Source organism: Providencia rettgeri, assembly GCF_023205015.1.
Taxonomy (GTDB): domain Bacteria; phylum Pseudomonadota; class Gammaproteobacteria; order Enterobacterales; family Enterobacteriaceae; genus Providencia; species Providencia rettgeri_E.
The window spans coordinates 2,661,179-2,679,422 of sequence record NZ_CP096258.1 but is presented as its reverse complement, the minus strand read 5'-3'; the positions used below and the strand labels follow the sequence as shown (position 1 = coordinate 2,679,422).

At 38.7% G+C, this 18,244-nt stretch carries 11 protein-coding genes and 2 tRNA genes; 7 read left to right on the top strand and 6 right to left on the bottom strand.

Features of this window, described 5'->3' with window-relative positions; translation table 11 throughout:
- The first annotated feature begins 171 nt into the window (after positions 1 to 171).
- Positions 172 to 1,512, top strand: coding sequence for an anaerobic C4-dicarboxylate transporter (locus M0M83_RS12270; protein ID WP_125891271.1), 1,341 nt, complete (start codon positions 172 to 174; stop codon positions 1,510 to 1,512).
- A gap of 71 nt (positions 1,513 to 1,583) precedes the next feature.
- Here M0M83_RS12270 and yfaE read toward each other — a convergent pair whose 3' ends face one another.
- From yfaE to ubiG, 4 genes are all read right to left on the bottom strand, one after another.
- The gene (gene yfaE / locus M0M83_RS12265) at positions 1,584 to 1,847 is read right to left on the bottom strand and encodes a class I ribonucleotide reductase maintenance protein YfaE (protein ID WP_125891270.1); all 264 of its coding nucleotides are present in this window, start codon (positions 1,845 to 1,847) and stop codon (positions 1,584 to 1,586) included.
- A gap of 2 nt (positions 1,848 to 1,849) precedes the next feature.
- Entirely contained in the window at positions 1,850 to 2,986 is a 1,137-nt protein-coding gene (nrdB, locus tag M0M83_RS12260; protein ID WP_004259897.1) for a class Ia ribonucleoside-diphosphate reductase subunit beta, read from the bottom strand.
- An 11-nt stretch (positions 2,987 to 2,997) separates the two neighbouring features.
- Positions 2,998 to 5,289 (bottom strand): class 1a ribonucleoside-diphosphate reductase subunit alpha, encoded by a 2,292-nt coding sequence (gene nrdA, locus M0M83_RS12255; RefSeq protein ID WP_125891269.1) that lies wholly within the window; start codon positions 5,287 to 5,289, stop codon positions 2,998 to 3,000.
- Positions 5,290 to 5,647: 358 nt separating this feature from the next.
- On the bottom strand, positions 5,648 to 6,370 hold the full coding sequence (gene ubiG, locus M0M83_RS12250; protein ID WP_125891268.1) for a bifunctional 2-polyprenyl-6-hydroxyphenol methylase/3-demethylubiquinol 3-O-methyltransferase UbiG: 723 nt from the start codon (positions 6,368 to 6,370) through the stop codon (positions 5,648 to 5,650).
- A 308-nt stretch (positions 6,371 to 6,678) separates the two neighbouring features.
- Between ubiG and gyrA the strand changes: the two genes are divergently transcribed.
- Positions 6,679 to 9,309, top strand: a complete 2,631-nt coding sequence (gene gyrA, locus M0M83_RS12245) for a DNA topoisomerase (ATP-hydrolyzing) subunit A (protein ID WP_125891267.1) — start codon at positions 6,679 to 6,681, stop codon at positions 9,307 to 9,309.
- Positions 9,310 to 9,523: 214 nt separating this feature from the next.
- Positions 9,524 to 12,310 (top strand): two-component system sensor histidine kinase RcsC, encoded by a 2,787-nt coding sequence (gene rcsC, locus M0M83_RS12240; protein WP_248468452.1) that lies wholly within the window; start codon positions 9,524 to 9,526, stop codon positions 12,308 to 12,310.
- Between the two features lie 78 nt (positions 12,311 to 12,388).
- Here rcsC and rcsB read toward each other — a convergent pair whose 3' ends face one another.
- The gene (rcsB, locus tag M0M83_RS12235; RefSeq protein WP_004259923.1) at positions 12,389 to 13,039 is read right to left on the bottom strand and encodes a response regulator transcription factor RcsB; all 651 of its coding nucleotides are present in this window, start codon (positions 13,037 to 13,039) and stop codon (positions 12,389 to 12,391) included.
- 1 nt (position 13,040) lies between these two features.
- Positions 13,041 to 15,740, bottom strand: a complete 2,700-nt coding sequence (gene rcsD, locus M0M83_RS12230; protein ID WP_125891265.1) for a phosphotransferase RcsD — start codon at positions 15,738 to 15,740, stop codon at positions 13,041 to 13,043.
- A gap of 212 nt (positions 15,741 to 15,952) precedes the next feature.
- Here rcsD and M0M83_RS12225 point away from each other — a divergent pair.
- The 4 genes from M0M83_RS12225 to lpxL all read left to right on the top strand — a co-directional run bounded on the left by M0M83_RS12225 (position 15,953) and on the right by lpxL (position 18,163).
- Positions 15,953 to 16,040, top strand: a tRNA-Ser gene (locus M0M83_RS12225).
- Between the two features lie 5 nt (positions 16,041 to 16,045).
- Positions 16,046 to 16,121 (top strand) — tRNA-Thr (locus M0M83_RS12220).
- A gap of 159 nt (positions 16,122 to 16,280) precedes the next feature.
- The gene (locus M0M83_RS12215; protein WP_125891264.1) at positions 16,281 to 16,670 is read left to right on the top strand and encodes a hypothetical protein; all 390 of its coding nucleotides are present in this window, start codon (positions 16,281 to 16,283) and stop codon (positions 16,668 to 16,670) included.
- Positions 16,671 to 17,239: 569 nt separating this feature from the next.
- Positions 17,240 to 18,163, top strand: a complete 924-nt coding sequence (gene lpxL / locus M0M83_RS12210) for an LpxL/LpxP family Kdo(2)-lipid IV(A) lauroyl/palmitoleoyl acyltransferase (protein ID WP_125891263.1) — start codon at positions 17,240 to 17,242, stop codon at positions 18,161 to 18,163.
- Positions 18,164 to 18,244: the final 81 nt, after the last annotated feature.

The window sequence follows — 18,244 nt, the reverse complement described above, 5'->3', positions numbered from 1 at the left end:
GGTGGTGGGTAACTGAATAGTATGTCAGTTACTTAATATAAATTATGTGATGAGGTCAAAATAAAAGCATAAAAAATAAAACTAAATTGATTTTGAAGTTATCATAAATCAAATTAATGCTTGAAAATCATCCCGATAATATATGTAAACATATATATAAAGGATGGAACTATGGACTTTATGATTCAACTCGCCATTATCCTTGTTTGCTTATTCTATGGGGCAAAAAAAGGGGGAATGGCACTCGGGCTACTAGGTGGTGTTGGTCTCGTTATTTTAGTTTTTGGATTTGGTTTACCGCCTGGAAAACCGCCTGTTGATGTTATGCTTGTTATCATTGCTGTTGTTGCCGCATCAGCGACGCTACAAGCATCAGGCGGTTTGGATGTCATGCTGCAAATTGCAGAACGACTACTGCGGAAAAACCCTAAGTACATTTCTATTGTGGCACCTTTTGTGACCTGTATCTTAACCATTTTGTGTGGTACAGGGCATGTGGTGTATACCATTTTACCTATCATCTATGATGCGGCGATTAAAAATAATATTCGTCCTGAAAGGCCGATGGCGGCGAGTAGTATTGGCGCACAAATGGGGATTATCGCCAGTCCAGTTTCAGTGGCCGTTGTTTCATTAGTGGCAATGCTAAACGGTGTTACAATCAATGGCCAATCACTTGAATTCCTTGATTTGTTAGCAATTACTATCCCGTCAACATTAATTGGTATTCTTGCCATTGGTATTTTCAGTTGGTTTAGAGGTAAAGATCTCGATAAAGACCCTGTATTCCAAGAGTTTATCTCAGTGCCTGAAAACCATGATTATGTTTATGGTGACAGTGTGACACTGCTAAATACAAAATTGCCAAAAATTAACTGGGTCGCGATGTGGATTTTTTTAGCCTCTATCGCTGTTGTGGCACTACTTGGTGCATTCTCAGAGCTAAGACCTCTAGTTAATGGTAAGCCGTTATCGATGGTTTTAGTCATTCAGATGTTTATGTTATTAGCGGGTGCGCTGATAATCATTATTTGTAAGACTAATCCGGGGCAAATTTCAAAGAATGAAGTATTCCGTTCCGGGATGATAGCGATTGTCGCCGTATATGGTATTGCTTGGATGGCGGAAACCATGTTCGGTGCCCACATGGATGAAATCAAAGGCACATTGGGTGCTTTAGTGAAAGATTTCCCTTGGGCTTATGCCGTTATCTTATTATTAGTCTCTAAGTTTGTTAACTCACAAGCAGCTGCTTTGGCTGCTGTAGTACCAATTGCACTAGGCATTGGTGTTGACCCGGCTTATATTATCGCTTCCGCACCTGCGTGTTATGGATATTACATTTTACCAACTTACCCTAGTGACCTTGCGGCAATTCAGTTTGACCGTTCTGGAACAACGCGTATTGGTAAATTTGTTATCAACCACAGCTTCATTTTACCGGGGTTAATTGGGGTGGGTGTATCTTGTGTGTTTGGCTGGGTATTCGCTGGTTTATATGGTTATTTATAACCAATAAATTAAGTAAATAAAAAGTGATTGCACAGTAACGGATAGGCCGCTGTGCAATCACCTATTTTAAATTAACCGATTTCAATATCCGATAGCGGATGGCAGCAGCAAGGCAGGATTTCTCCGTCCTGCACAAATGCGATAGGTTTTTGTCTATAGCCTACTTTCCCCTGCAATAATGTCACTCGGCATGAACCGCAGTAGCCTTCACGGCATTGGTATTCTACAGGAATACAGCTGTCTTCTAAGGCTTCCAGCAAACACGAATGAACTTCAGTATGGAAGGGGATTTGAACACCCTGCGTTAACCGCAGGGTGATTTTATGACTAGCCATGCTTATAGTTCGAAGTCGCTCAAATCGTCGGTATCGACTTGAGAGTCAATTTGGCCGACTAAATAAGAACTGACTTCAACCTCTTGAGGCGCAACTTGTACGTTATCAGACACCAACCATGCGTTGATCCATGGAATTGGGTTTGAACGCGTTTCAAATGGCAATTTTAGACCGACGGCTTGCATGCGAATATTCGTAATATATTCAACATATTGGCATAAAATATCTTTATTTAAACCAATCATAGAGCCTTCACTGAATAGGTAGTCAGCCCACTCTTTTTCTTGCTCTGCGGCTTGAACGAACAAGTCATAACATTCTTGCTCGCACTCTGCTGCGATTTCGGCCATTTCTGGGTCATCTTGCCCTGAGCGTAACAGGTTTAACATGTGTTGAGTACCCGTTAGGTGCAACGCTTCATCACGCGCAATCAGCTTGATGATTTTCGCGTTTCCTTCCATCAGTTCGCGTTCAGCAAACGCAAACGAACAGGCAAAACTAACATAGAAGCGAATAGCTTCAAGCGCATTAACGCTCATTAGGCACAGGTACAGTTGCTTCTTCAATTGACGCAGAGAAACAGTAACTTGTTTGCCATTGCAAGTATGCGTGCCTTCACCAAACATATGATAGTAGTTGGTCATTTCGATCAGATCATCGTAAAAACCTGAAATATCTTTAGCACGTTTTAAAATTTCTTCATTTTCAACAATATCGTCAAAAATAATAGCAGGGTCATTCACGATATTACGAATAATATGTGTATACGAACGTGAGTGGATAGTTTCAGAAAATGCCCACGTTTCAACCCAAGTTTCCAGTTCAGGAATCGAAATCAGTGGCAATAATGCCACGTTAGGGCTGCGGCCCTGAATAGAGTCCAGCAGCGTTTGGTATTTCAGATTACTGATAAAAATATGTTTTTCGTGATCTGGCAGCGCATTGTAGTCAATACGGTCGCGCGACACGTCAACTTCTTCAGGGCGCCAGAAAAACGACAGTTGTTTTTCAATCAACTTTTCAAAAATAGGGTACTTTTGCTGATCATAACGCGCCACGTTAACGGGTTGGCCGAAAAACATCGGCTCCAGCATTTGGTCATTCTTTTTCTGTGAAAACGTTGTGTATGTATGTGACATAACAATTCCTATTAAATTTTACACGCGCCGCCTTCGCAATCGGAATCCGCTGACTCAACAACTTCTTCCAGATCGCCTTGAACATCTTCCGCGCCATCGCGGGTGTTATGGTAGTAAAGTGTTTTCACACCAAACTTATAGGCGAGCAATAAATCTTTTAGCAATTGGTTCATTGGCACTTTGCCGCTCTCAAAACGAGTCGGGTCATAGTTTGTGTTAGCAGAAATCGACTGGTCGATAAACTTCTGCATGATACCAACGAGTTGTAAATAGCCACTATTTGAAGGCATTTGCCATAGCAGCTCATAAGCGCCTTTCAGATTTTCGTAATCAGGCACCACTTGGCGCAAGATACCATCTTTAGAGGCTTTAATACTGATATAACCACGCGGTGGTTCAATACCATTGGTTGCGTTAGAAATCTGTGATGATGTTTCTGAAGGCATCAATGCAGACAGCGTCGAGTTACGCAGACCATGTTGTTTGATTTCTTGACGTAACGCTTCCCAATCATAATGTAACGGTTCATTCGTTAACTTATCGAGCTCTTTTTTATAAGTATCGATAGGTAAAACGCCTTGTGCATAGGTTGTTTCGTTGAACCATGGGCACGCACCTTGCTCTTTCGCTAACTCATTCGAGGCTTTCAATAGATAATATTGAATAGCTTCAAATGTTTTGTGCGTTAAGTTATTCGCGCTACCATCGGAATAGCGAACGCCGTGCTTAGCGAGATAATAAGCGTAGTTAATCACACCAATACCGAGTGTACGACGTCCCATTGAGCCTTGTTTAGCCGCAATAATTGGGTAATCTTGGTAATCAAGCAGGGCATCAAGTGCACGAACAGCTAATATTGCCAGTTCTTCTAATTCATCAAGACTATCAATCGCACCTAAGTTAAACGCTGATAACGTACACAGTGCAATTTCACCGTTTTCGTCATTAATATTATTTAATGGCTTAGTTGGCAGTGCAATTTCTAAACATAAATTCGACTGACGAACAGGGGCAACCTGTGGGTCAAATGGGCTATGTGTATTACAGTGGTCAACGTTTTGGATATAAATACGGCCAGTAGACGCACGCTCTTGCATCATTAATGAAAATAGCTCAACTGCTTTAACACTCGATTTGCGAATATTTTCATCTTTTTCATATTTCACATATAAACGTTCAAATTCGTCTTGATCTGCGAAAAAGGCGTCATAAAGACCTGGAACGTCGGAAGGGCTGAATAATGTAATGTCTTGGTTTTTAATCAAACGTTCGTACATTAACTTATTTAGTTGCACACCGTAATCCATATGGCGAACACGGTTACCTTCAACCCCACGGTTATTTTTCAGTACCAATAAGCTTTCGACTTCAAGGTGCCAAATCGGGTAGAACAAAGTTGCTGCACCACCACGAACACCACCTTGCGAGCAGGACTTAACCGCAGTTTGGAAATGCTTATAGAACGGAATACAACCCGTATGGAACGCTTCACCGCCACGAATTGGGCTGCCTAATGCACGAATGCGACCCGCATTTACCCCAATTCCTGCACGTTGTGAGACATATTTCACAATTGCGCTTGAGGTTGCATTGATAGAATCTAAGCTATCGCCACACTCAATCAGTACACAAGAACTGAATTGACGTGTTGGAGTACGTACCCCCGCCATAATCGGCGTAGGTAATGAAATTTTGAATGTTGAAACTGCGTCATAGAAACGGCGAATATAATCAAGACGCGTCTCTTTTGGGTAGTGTGAAAACAGGCAAGCAGCGACTAAAATGTATAAAAACTGTGCGCTTTCATAGATTTCACCGGTAACGCGGTTTTGAACCAAATATTTCCCTTCAAGCTGTTTTACCGCAGCATAGGAAAAATTCATATCACGCCAATGGTCTATAAAGCTATCCATTTGCTCGAACTCTGCTTCAGAGTAGTCTTCCAGCAAATGCTTGTCATATTTCCCCATTTCAACGAGGTGTTTAACATGCTTGTATAATGCAGGCGGTTCAAACTGACCATAGGCTTTCTTGCGCAGGTTAAAAATAGCAAGACGAGCAGCGAGATATTGGTAATCAGGTGTATCACCCGTAATTAAATCGGCTGCTGCTTTGATCATCGTTTCGTGAATGTCAGAAGTTCTGATCCCATCATAAAACTGAATCTGTGAACGTAACTCCACTTGAGAAACGGATACGTTACTTAGGCCTTCAGCAGCCCAGGTGATTACCTTGTGGATTTTATCGAGATCAATGCGTTCTTTATGTCCATCACGCTTTGTGACTAACAGACTCTGGTTCATGAGCAAGTACACCTTGGTTGAACTACAAATAGTTTAAAATAAACATAAAAAAGCTCATGGTGTAATGCCATGAGACTAGTTGTGTTATGTTTTGTTGTACCACTATATGTAGTAGTTTGTTTAGAATACCATAACAAGATAATGTTAATGTGTGATTTTATCAAGTGAACAAATTAGCGGGATCTTGTGGATAACTGGTTGGATAAGAAAAATGATCATGTCGGTAAGCTGCATGGTAAAAGGCATTAATAAAAAAAATGCTTCCGACATGAGGACTAAAATAAATTTTGTAAAATGCGATCGTTTGCTGCTTTCTTAAACGTACTGCTTGTGATTTATTCTTTTAGTGACTAAATCGTTATTCACTAATGGTATGGAGCATATAATTCACATCCACATTCGGGCCAAGCCAGAACTTGTCAGTCAACGGATTATAGTGTAACCCTATGATGTGCTGATCTTTTAATTGAGTTCCATCAATCCAGCTAATCAATTCAGAAGGGCGAATAAATTTATTCGCATCATGGGTACCTTTTGGCACCATTTTCATCACATATTCAGCAGCAACCACCGCCATTAACCACGCCTTTTTATTGCGATTAATGGTAGAAAAAATAACATGTCCGCCAGGTTTCACTAATTTAGCGCAAGCTCTAACGACAGATTGAGGGTCAGGAACATGTTCAAGCATTTCCATGCAGGTCACAACATCATAGGATTGTGGGTGCTTGTCTGCGTGTTGCTCAACGGTTTCTTGTACGTATTCAACTGGAACACCAGACTCAAGAGAATGCAAGCGAGCAACCATTAAGGGTTCTGCGCCCATATCAAGGCCAGTCACTTCCGCGCCTTCACGCGCCATACTTTCGGACAAAATGCCACCACCACAGCCAACATCAAGAATTTTTTTACCGAAAACCCCGTCTACGCGCTGCATAATATAACCTAAACGCAATGGGTTGATGCGGTGTAGTGGGGCGAACTCCCCTTCTAAGTCCCACCAGCGTGAGGCAATGGACTCGAATTTTTCGATTTCTTGCTTATCGACGTTAAGGTAGGTTGGGGTTTGGGTGTCATTCATACAAAGAAGCTCCTATTTTTAACCTATTACCCGAAAGCCTATTAACGATAGTTATATTTAAACTGTATTTAAACTACGTTTAATAGGGGGAATAGTAGCCCGATAAGCATTGATGACTAAAATATAAACAACAATGTAATTATTGCAGTTATTAATTGATAAACCATCAAGTTTCGGACACATAAACTTAATTTTCCGCTATTATACATAGCTTGGAAGACAAATACCCGTCTCTTATTTTTATTAAATTGGCGAATTGTGGTATAGTTCTACTCTTTGAATCCGAAGTTATGAGGGACAGTGGTTCCATGAGCGAGATTGCCAGAGAAATCACACCAGTTAATATCGAAGAAGAGCTTAAAAGTTCGTATTTGGATTATGCAATGTCCGTTATTGTCGGCCGTGCACTTCCAGATGTTCGAGATGGACTGAAGCCAGTACACCGCAGAGTACTGTATGCGATGAATGTATTGGGAAATGATTGGAATAAACCCTATAAAAAATCTGCCCGTATTGTTGGGGACGTCATCGGTAAATACCATCCACATGGTGATATCGCTGTTTACGAGACAATCGTTCGTCTTGCTCAGCCTTTCTCAATGCGTTACATGCTGGTTGATGGTCAGGGAAACTTCGGTTCTGTTGACGGAGACTCCGCAGCAGCAATGCGTTATACGGAAATCCGTATGGCGAAAATTGCCCATGAACTACTTGCTGATCTTGAAAAAGAAACCGTTGATTTCGTTCCAAACTATGATGGAACAGAGCATATTCCAGAAGTTATGCCAACGAAAATCCCAAACCTGTTGGTGAATGGGTCGTCAGGTATTGCGGTTGGGATGGCAACCAATATTCCTCCTCACAATTTAGGGGAGGTGATTAATGGTTGTCTTGCTTATATAGAAGATGAAGACATCAGTATTGAAGGTTTAATGGAACACATTCCAGGGCCTGACTTCCCAACCGCAGCTATTATTAATGGCCGTCGTGGGATTATTGATGCCTATCGCACAGGGCGTGGCAAGGTCTATATCCGTGCAAGCGCTGAAGTGGAAGTCGATGAGAAAAATGGTCGCGAAACCATTATTGTCAGCGAAATCCCTTATCAAGTGAATAAAGCTCGCTTGATTGAAAAAATTGCTGAGTTAGTTAAAGACAAGCGTGTTGAAGGTATCAGTGCACTGCGTGACGAGTCGGATAAAGACGGTATGCGTATTGTTATTGAAGTCAAGCGCGATGCGGTAGGTGAAGTTGTACTGAACAACTTATATTCCTTGACTCAATTGCAAGTTTCTTTTGGTATCAATATGGTGGCTCTACATCAAGGGCAGCCAAAAATACTGAATTTAAAAGATATCATTGCTGCTTTTGTGCGTCACCGCCGTGAAGTCGTCACTCGTCGTACGATTTTCGAATTACGCAAAGCGCGTGATCGTGCTCATATCCTTGAAGCACTGGCAATCGCCCTTGCTAATATTGACCCAATTATTGAACTGATCCGTAAAGCACCAACACCAGCAGAAGCGAAAGCTGGTTTGATTGCACGTTCTTGGGATTTAGGTAATGTCGCTGCGATGTTAGAGCGTGCGGGAGATGATGCCGCTCGTCCTGAGTGGTTAGAGCCTCAGTTTGGTGTCCATGAAGGGCAATATTTCCTAACTGAGCAACAAGCCCAAGCTATTTTGGATTTACGTCTCCAAAAATTAACGGGTCTTGAGCACGAAAAATTACTGGAAGAGTACCGTGAGCTTCTCGTACAAATTGAAGCATTACTGTTTATTTTGCGTAGTCCTGAACGTTTGATGGAAGTCATCCGCGAAGAATTAGAAATTATTCGCGATACTTATAATGACCCTCGTCGTACAGAAATTACTGAAAATACTGCAGATATCAATATTGAAGACCTGATCAACCAAGAAGATGTGGTGGTAACATTATCACATCAAGGTTATGTGAAATATCAGCCTCTGTCTGATTACGAAGCACAGCGCCGGGGTGGTAAAGGTAAATCTGCAGCACGAACGAAAGACGAAGACTTTATTGATCGCCTTTTGGTGGCCAATACGCATGACACTATTTTGTGCTTCTCAAGCCGTGGTCGCTTGTATTGGATGAAAGTTTACCAACTACCAGAAGCTAGCCGTGGTGCTCGTGGTCGTCCAATCGTTAACTTATTGCCACTTGAACAAGATGAGCGAATTACCGCTATCTTGCCAGTGCGTGAGTACGAAGAGGGCTATAATGTCTTTATGGCAACCGCGAGTGGTACCGTTAAGAAAACACCTTTACAAGAATTCAGCCGCCCAAGAAGCGCAGGTATCATTGCGGTTAACTTGAATGACGGTGATGAGCTGATTGGTGTCGATTTAACGGATGGCTCAAATGAAGTTATGCTGTTCTCCGCTCAAGGTAAAGTCGTCCGCTTCGCTGAAGATGCTGTTCGCCCAATGGGACGTACCGCTACAGGAGTGCGTGGTATTAAATTAATGGATAACGACAAAGTCGTTTCTTTGATTATCCCACGTGGCGAAGGGCACATCTTAACAGTGACAGAGAACGGATACGGTAAACGTACTGAAGAAGCTGAGTACCCGACTAAGTCTCGTGCAACTCAAGGGGTTATCTCCATTAAAGTGAGTGAGCGTAACGGTAATGTTGTTGGTGCCATTCAGGTTGATGAAACTGACCAAATCATGATGATCACAGACGCAGGAACATTAGTGCGTACACGTGTGTCTGAAGTGAGCGTCGTTGGCCGTAATACACAAGGTGTTACCTTGATTAGAACGGCTGAAGATGAAAAAGTTGTTGGTTTACAGCGCGTTGCTGAAACGGATGATGATGAAAACATTGATGATGAAAACATTGATAACGAGAATGCAAATGAAAACACGGAAGAAAATGGTGTTGATGATGCAAATATCGACGATCAAGAGTAATCACAACGTTTAATTTAATGAACGGGCAGCATAACTAGCTGCCCGTTTTAGTTTCTAATTTAAATGTCTTTATTTTATTACTTTTCATGTTTGTCGCTTTTTTATCATGTAATCGAGTATAATTAGCGGTCATAGTATCGAATATACAGGAAAGCGCTTGAGATATTTACCCTCGTTTAAAACATCACTTAGACTTTCTCGGGATTTATTTCGTATCCTCGGCTTGATGTTGTGGGGCATGGGTGTTTTTATCACTTTATTTTTCCTTTATTCGCAATTTAATGAATACAAATCTGATCTTCGTCAGCAGTTCTATTCTGGGTATGAAAACCTACAAGTCTATATTCAGCAAACGGCAGCGACTCTGAATTCTATTCAGTCGATGACTGATCTGTACCAAATAAAGCTGCAAGAATCGACAGAGGAAAATACTTTTACGAGTAAATTTATGGAGTTGCCAAATGCCTCTAATTACTCGTTCTATAAATTAACTCCGAATACGGATTGTGATCATTTTAGGGATAAAGCTGAAAACTATTTGCAGGCTTTTGAACAATTAAATTATTTTTGGAAAGAGAGTATTGCAGCGCCTCAAGCTTTAAATCATGTCTTTTTAGTGGGTTCGAAAAGTTATTGTCTGGTGGATTATCCTATTCGTTCTACCATATCGGATATAGAAATACTAAAAAAAGTCAGTTACGAAAGTGTGCGAACTTATCAAGGTTTAAGGCTACAAGGCAAAGAGCGTAAATTATTTACAATTATGCATGGTGCTCAGCCGGATTATGGGCAGGTTTACTTAATTCAAGCAATTAAGCATGATAATCTGCTCCCCGCATTTATTGGGCTAGAACGTACAATTAATTTGAATCAATTTAATATTCGCCGCAATAAAGCTATTGAAATATTGATTATTAATGATTATAACCAGCCTGTTTTATATTCGCCGATAGATATCAACCCTAAGGACTCAGCACTGCTCAATATTTCTGAGCCTTCATTTTTCGGTTTTAACTCAGATTACTCAAAATTAATCTTCAAAAAAAGGTTAGCACCTTCTCAAATTACGGTCATTTTCTCAATTGCGACGTCGGAAATATTAGCGAGTTTAGAAAACACCATTTTTTACGGTATCCTCCTAAATATTTTTACGGGTGGACTGATTTTCTTTTTAATTTGGTTACTTGAAAGGAAAATGCTCGAACCCGCAGAGAACACTGCGATACGGCTTGAGGAACATGAACAATTCAACCATAAAATTGTGGCATCAGCCCCTGTGGGTATCATCATCTTAAGATTAACCGATGGCGGTAATATTCTTAGTAATGAACTAGCTCATGACTATTTTCGGTTATTAAATGATGATGATAAACAGCGTATATTGACAATTATTCGCCAGAAAACGAGCAACTATATTGATGTAGTGACAACCAATGGTACACACTTACAAATTAGCTTTGTAAACTCACGATATCAAAATGAAGACGTCGCTATTTGTGTTTTAGTCGATATCAGCATTCGCGTGCAAATGGAAAAATCGCTGCAAGATGTGGCCGATGCAGCTGAACAAGCTAACCATGCTAAGTCAATGTTTTTGGCGACTGTTAGCCATGAATTAAGAACGCCATTGTATGGAATTATTGGTAATATAGAGTTACTACAACGTTATGAATTATCAGAGAAAGCAACACGTTTAGTTTCAACTATGGATAATTCATCATCACTTTTATTACAGATTATTAGTGATATTTTAGACTTTTCAAAAATTGAATCTAAGCAATTGAAAATAGAAAGTAAATTATTTAATTGTCGAGAGGTTTTTGCGTTTGTATTAGCGAACTATTTGCCATTAGTGACTAAGAAAAAAATATCATTATATTCCTATATTGAACCAGATATTCCTGATCTCATTTTGAATGATCCAGTTCGTCTACAACAAGTGATTTCCAATATTGTTAATAATAGTATTAAGTTTACGGAATCCGGTTTTGTATTGCTTTATGTTTGGAAAGATGAAAATTATTTAAAGATAGAAATCCGTGATTCAGGGATTGGAATGACCCATTCAGTGGTTATGCAATTATTTGACCCATTTTTTCAAGTTTATGAGCAAAATAATTTGGGTCATAAAGGAACCGGTTTAGGTTTAGCTATTTGTGAAAAACTGGTTAACCTCATGGATGGTGATATTGAAGTCAGCTCACAAATTGGGCTTGGTAGCTCATTTACTATTCGTATTCCTTTATATGGGCAAGAGTATACGAAGAAAAATATTCCAGAATATCGCGCACGTTATCGCATTGCTATTTTGTGTCGAAATGAATTTTTAATGAGCTTTCTCTTGCGTTTGTTAAGTCATGAGCAATTTACAGTTGTTAGCCATAGCACAATTGATAAAACACAAAAATATAATTTACTAATAACCGATTATGAGCATGTTGAGGGGATAATCTACGAACATCATATCCAGTTATCAAGTGGTTATGCAGGTGAGCTTCAGGAAATAAAACAGAATCAATGGATTTATAATACATATCAATTAGATAAATTACCTATGTTAATTGATAAAGCCATCATGAGAACCATGGAACAATCGCAAAAAAATAGTATGACAAATCAACTGTTGGTCGCTGATCATACGTTAGGTGAATGTCATGTATTGATTGTTGATGACCACCCAATTAACCGAGCATTATTGAGTGAACAATTAACGACTATCGGTTTTACTACTGGCACAGCAGTAGATGGGTTAGATGCATTAAAATATTTAGATAATCATCATGTTGATATTATTTTAACAGATGTAAATATGCCTAATATGGATGGTTACCAGCTGGCAAAAGAGCTACGGCGTTTAACGTTTAACTTACCAATTATCGCATTAACTGCTAATGCAATGGCAGAAGAAAAACAACGTTGTATTAATGCAGGAATGAATGATTGTTTATCAAAACCGACAACAATTGCAATTTTACGTGAGACCTTGACTCGTTATTGTTGAAAGTGGCTGAAAAATAAAGGCAAAAATAAAAACCCATAGCTGGGTTTTTATTGGTGTAGTCTTGTAGTTGAAATAAGATCACTCTGAAGGCGAGTTATCAATACTGACGGAAGAAAGGTAATTCAGTAGCGCTATATCATTTTCAACGCCTAATTTCAGCATGGCTGATTTTTTCTGGCTACTAATTGTTTTTATACTGCGGTTAAGTTTTTTGGCAATTTCAGTGACTAGGAAACCTTCAGCAAACAAACGTAGCACTTCACTTTCTTTTGGTGATAAACGTTTGTCACCATAGCCGCTTGCATTGACTTTTTCCAGCAGTTTACTCACGCTTTCTGGTGTGAATTTTTTACCTTTTTGTAAAGCCGCTAACGCTTTAGGTAAATCAGCCGGTGCACCTTGTTTGAGCACAATCCCTTCAATATCCAACTCTAAGATCGCGCTAAGAATGGCTGGATTATTATTCATTGTAAGAACAATAATTGATAGGTCAGGATAATGCCGTTTGATGTATTTGATTAAAGTTATACCATCACCATATTTATCACCTGGCATTGATAAATCAGTAACTAGCACATCTGCATTTAAACGTGCTAAGTTATTAATCAAAGAAGTTGAGTCCTCAAATTCCCCTACGATATTCACCCATTCAATTTGTTCAAGTGATTTTCTGATGCCGAAAAGAACGATAGGGTGATCATCGGCAACAATGACATTTAGGTTATTCATATTATTGGTTACCTTCTGGCATTAGTTTTTTGACTGAATTATCCAGCATGCTAATGCAATTTTTTATTTCCAATCCGTTTTCATCTGCTATGTAACGCTCTAAATCTTCACAAAGCGTATGAAGATAAGTAAATTCGAGCATAGCAAAAACTCCTTTTAAACGATGTGCAGTGTTTTTCAATTCGGTCAAATCCTCAACACTTTCACTATTATACAGTTTATTAATATCTATCGGTACTGTTGTGATAAACAAATCTCGATATCCACTATTTGCTAGTGATAATTGATAACTTACAATTGCATTTTCTATTGATTCATTCGAGCTCTGTGAAAGCACTTGAGTATCAACATGGTGTGAAATCAAATTACCATAATGGTCATGTTCATCACCTGCATTTTCGATCAGCAATGAGATAGCATCAATTAATTCATCAGCAAAATTATAGTTAGCTTCAATGTAATGAGGTTGTAATTGATTGATTCCAGATAGAGAGCCATTCACTTTAACAATATTTTCAAAACATTCCTCATTATTATCAGTTATCAAAAGATCCCAGTTAGTATGGGGAGAACTCTCACTTAAATCCAAATATTCCGCGCCATAATTTGTGAGTATGTTCCTCACAATCCGAGAGATATCCGCATTATGTATATTTAAGCGAATACAAATATCTTCCAATAAAGCGGGGTAGTCATTGATGAGCATCTCCTTGGCTGCTGGAAGCGTAATTTCATAATGAGTCCCGATTGCATCACTTGAGCGAATAGAAAAAACACCATTCATTTTTTTGACCAGTAACTTACATAGATAAAACGTTATACCAGAGCGTGTAAAGTTAGAAGCGTTCAATATTTGCCCAGTAAAGGGGCTTTGTAAATTACTCAGTTCTTGGTTACTGACTCCCGTTCCACTGTCTTTTATGCTCAACAGGATTACATTTTTACTGGGGTCATAAGATAGCGTGAATGAAATTTTTCCAAAAGAGGTTGTAGCAATAGAATAATCCCAAATAAGTTGTATTAACTGCGTTAAATAATCTGGATTTGCCACGATAAGTGAATCTGGATTAACGTTATTATGAAAATAAAGCGATAACCCTTTGTTATTACACTGGGATAGATTTTGCTTCAAAAATTGGCTAACTAAGTTACTGATAGAAACATTCTCAGTTTTTATAGGTTCAGCTTGGGACTCTAGCTGATTTAATAAGCTAATATTTTGAAACCAACGATTGATAAGGAAAAGCTGATTTTCAATTTTTAAAATAAATCCACGGTTATTTATATCGGTTATTTCAGCTAATCTAGCTAATTGATTATCCACTTTAATTAATGAGGGTAATATTTCACTGCACATATTCTCAAATACTACCTTGCGCATGTGAATATTTTTTTTGTATTCGCGATTAGCAAGTTCTTGGCGTTTTTGTGTCAACGCCTCTTTATCTTTGTCCATAATAATAAAGAGCGCAGTGTTTGATTTTGACATGTTATCGACAAGTATAACTTCATATACAATATTCTCGATAGAAACTTGAATCACATCATGGTGTTCCATCGCCATTTCTTTAATGTGAACAAGATCCATCGAAGGTAATAGTTGGTTAGCAATGTCATTGCTCAGGATCTTTTTGTTAGTGTTAAAGTCATAAACTAAAATGCCATATGAAATATGACTGATAATGTCGCTAGTCAGTGAGGCATTAAAACTCAGCTCTTGCAACATATTGGTATTGGGTGAAATAAGGCGCTTACGAATAAAAATCATGATCAGTAAAGCGAATAAGATCATGATAAGCATGCCTGTCATTAGCCATAAGTTATAACTAATAACATTAAAAATAATACTTTTTAATGAAACATGGTAGTAAAGCTGATATCCAGTGCCATCAATAGGGTGGGAGAAAATGAGGTTGGTCCCAGACCAAGTTGAATGTGATTCATTGCTTCCCGTACTTGAAGGGCGCGCATTAATCGTAAAAAAATTCCCATTTAAACTTGGAGGGATCAGTGAATTGATAGAAATATCAAAGGATATAACGCTAGTTAACTGCCCCGGTGAATTGAACATTAGCCGATAAGTATAGTAGAAAAGGTTATCGGGAGAGTATTTTTGAATATTAGAAATTATTTCCCGTCGATCTAATAATGTTGATTGGGTCAACATATCAGCACGCTTTTCTTCAGCTGTTAATGTGAGATAACTTTCTTTAAAACGGAGCTCAGGTTTAAGAATTGAATGGGTGGTCACTAAAACTAAGGTGTTGTCCAATCCATTGAGATAATACATTGAGTTATATTCGTTACGGGCTCCCCACACAATCTCCATATAATTTGCAAGTTTAGAGGCTAAAACATTATTACTTTGCTTATTATTACCAAATACAATGGCATCAATGGATTGATTCGCACTACTTAGCCAAAAAATATCATGACGGATACCTGTCACAGCAAGGTTATCGGTAGGGGGGACTGAAGATTTGTCATTGGCAATTTTGTAGATATGGCTCGCTTGATAACGATAATCTTCGATTTGATATGCTAACCGACTGGCCATGCTGTTTAAGCTGGTTTGACGGCTTTGAACCAATGCTTGGTAGTAATTAAAGAGTGATAAACAGAGCATCACAATTAGCAACAGAATAAATGCGGCAAAGATACGAAAAAGCGTGCTCGGTTTTAATAATGATTGTTTGTACATACTGTGGCAAGTCGTCCCATCGGCAAAGTAGTATTAGGTTAAAAATCATACGCCTAGAGAAAGGATAGACACCGATTTTGCACAGATATTACCATTTTTATTGGAAAATAGAGAACAATTGAGTGAAGATTAGCCAAACGAAGTAAAAAAATCAATTTTTTTACTTTCAGGGGTAGACAAGTTGGTGGGATTCCTCCATAATCGCGCCCCATGGAGAGATGGCCGAGCGGTCGAAGGCAGCGGTCTTGAAAACCGCCGATGGGCAACCATCCTAGAGTTCGAATCTCTATCTCTCCGCCATATTCGCCGGCTTAGCTCAGTTGGTAGAGCAACTGACTTGTAATCAGTAGGTCACCAGTTCGACTCCGGTAGCCGGCACCAAATAAGAACCCGCTACATCTCATTGATGTAGCGGGTTTTTTCTTTTTGTTTTTGTGTAGTAAATTGATCTTCTGGTTACACCTCTTATAAACTAGATGACAAATAGAATTTGCCCCCCGCTAAGCTAACATTATTGAAACTCATTGAGGGAGTGAAGAGATGAAAAGAATCAACAGGTATCAGGTCGAGGATTTTATTACAACGCTAGGTGATGTCATTCTCAGTGGTGATGAGGTTAATGTATCTCCAAAGCACGACATTGTTATTGGACTAGAGCCTGAGCAAATAGCTAACTTTGATAACTTAAAAGGCTTTATAGTAGAAATTAGTAGAGCGATTCCAGACTTTGATAACCAAGTTCAACGATACTTTTATAGTCGCACTAATGAGCCTGACTTCCCTCATCATTTAAGCGTTATTTATATTGAAGAAGACACCATCATATTGGATTACTGGTCTGAGATGGTTAATAATCAATTCACAATGACATTTCAATACAATAACGGGTTCTGGAAGTTGATTGACGCAAATGGTAGAAAACCAGATTGATTAACCTAATTTAGACTGCTCTTGGGGTGGTCAGGCTATTACCTGTAATTCTTATCATTTAACTATTTTGGGTCGCTGGTGGGACATATTTTAGATATCATTATGCAGAAGAAGAACATCAATTTTTCTTTCCATCGGTGATTATGGTGGCACTCTTGAAAGTGCCAATAAAGAAATAACGATTAAATTGACAAAAATCAGCAAAAAAAGTCGCAAAATGACAAAAGTACATATTAATAGTGAGATTAATTAAGCGATATATGTGATAATTTTGTCTGTTCTTTACTGTTGAAGTGATTACGTTTTAGCTTAACCGATACACAGTTCTGAAGAAGGGAAAATGGACTTCACAGTGCTATTTATTGGCCATACTAAAAATTAAAATATTGCTTAACTGCTTGGAAAAGGTTATCCGACTGTTATCTCCTCAAATGGAAGATACATTGTAAGGATATTCAGATAGTTGTGGGCGAAAGCCCATCTTGTTGTAGTAATCATGTTGAATTTCAAAGACTAAATACTGTCTAAAATAGCGTGCATTCTGCAAAGGCGAAGTATTGGGAGATATAATGTACGCCAAAAACCCATTTTCACGGAAATTGGTCCATCCAAAGTACTTAGTAACATGGGTGGGGGTTTTTATCTTATTTTTATTAGTTCAATTACCTTATAAATGGCAAATGTGGCTTGGTGCTTTTCTAGGTAGTAATTCACGGTATTTTATTAAGAGAAGAGTATCAATAATTAAACAAAATTTAGAGTTATGTTTTCCAAATAAAAATAAAAATGAAATAGATACTCTGGTAAATGACAACCTAAAATCTTTAGGTATCGCATTATTTGAGACAGGGATAGCCTGGTTCTGGAGCGATAAAAAAGTTAAAAAATTATTTCAAGTAAAAGGAATGTCTAATTATTTAGATGCGATTGGGAAAAATAAAGGTGTAATTATCGTTGGGGTCCATTTTATGTCACTTGAGTTAGGTGGACGGATTATGGGCCTCTGTTTCCCAGTTAATGCAATGTATCGGCCTCATAATAATAAAGCGATGGAATATATTCAAACAAAGGGGCGGTGCCGTTCTGGCAAAGGAATGATTGACCGTAAAAATTTAAAATTTATGGTTCAAGAATTGAAAAGCGGCAAGTCCATCTGGTTTGCACCTGACCAAGATTTTGGACGAAAAGGCACGATATTTGCGCCATTCTTTTCTGTTAAAAATACCTCCACATCAAAGGGGACATCTATACTTGCTCAATTATCTAAATCACCGACACTCACAGTAACATTATTGAGAAACAAGAGTGGGGTGAATTATGATTTAGTATTGGGTAAACAAATAATAGGATACCCAAGTTGTAATGCGTTACAGGATGCAACAATAATTAACGCTGTTTTAGAGACCGAAATATTGAAAGCACCTGAACAGTACCTTTGGGCCCATAGACGTTTTAAAACTAGGCCTGAAGGGGAAACGTCACTCTATAACTAGCCATATAATTTATTTATAATGTCAGGTACCATAGAGGGGTAAAAAAGAACTTGTAGGCTTTCTATTGATAACCATTTTTAT

Coding starts and splice junctions, on each gene's coding strand:
- M0M83_RS12270 (WP_125891271.1), top strand. CDS start 172: ATGGACTTTATGATTCAACTCGCCATTATCCTTGTTTGCTTATTCTAT.
- yfaE (WP_125891270.1), bottom strand. CDS start 1,847: ATGGCTAGTCATAAAATCACCCTGCGGTTAACGCAGGGTGTTCAAATC.
- nrdB (WP_004259897.1), bottom strand. CDS start 2,986: ATGTCACATACATACACAACGTTTTCACAGAAAAAGAATGACCAAATG.
- nrdA (WP_125891269.1), bottom strand. CDS start 5,289: ATGAACCAGAGTCTGTTAGTCACAAAGCGTGATGGACATAAAGAACGC.
- ubiG (WP_125891268.1), bottom strand. CDS start 6,370: ATGAATGACACCCAAACCCCAACCTACCTTAACGTCGATAAGCAAGAA.
- gyrA (WP_125891267.1), top strand. CDS start 6,679: ATGAGCGAGATTGCCAGAGAAATCACACCAGTTAATATCGAAGAAGAG.
- rcsB (WP_004259923.1), bottom strand. CDS start 13,039: ATGAATAACCTAAATGTCATTGTTGCCGATGATCACCCTATCGTTCTT.
- rcsD (WP_125891265.1), bottom strand. CDS start 15,740: ATGTACAAACAATCATTATTAAAACCGAGCACGCTTTTTCGTATCTTT.
- M0M83_RS12215 (WP_125891264.1), top strand. CDS start 16,281: ATGAAAAGAATCAACAGGTATCAGGTCGAGGATTTTATTACAACGCTA.
- lpxL (WP_125891263.1), top strand. CDS start 17,240: ATGTACGCCAAAAACCCATTTTCACGGAAATTGGTCCATCCAAAGTAC.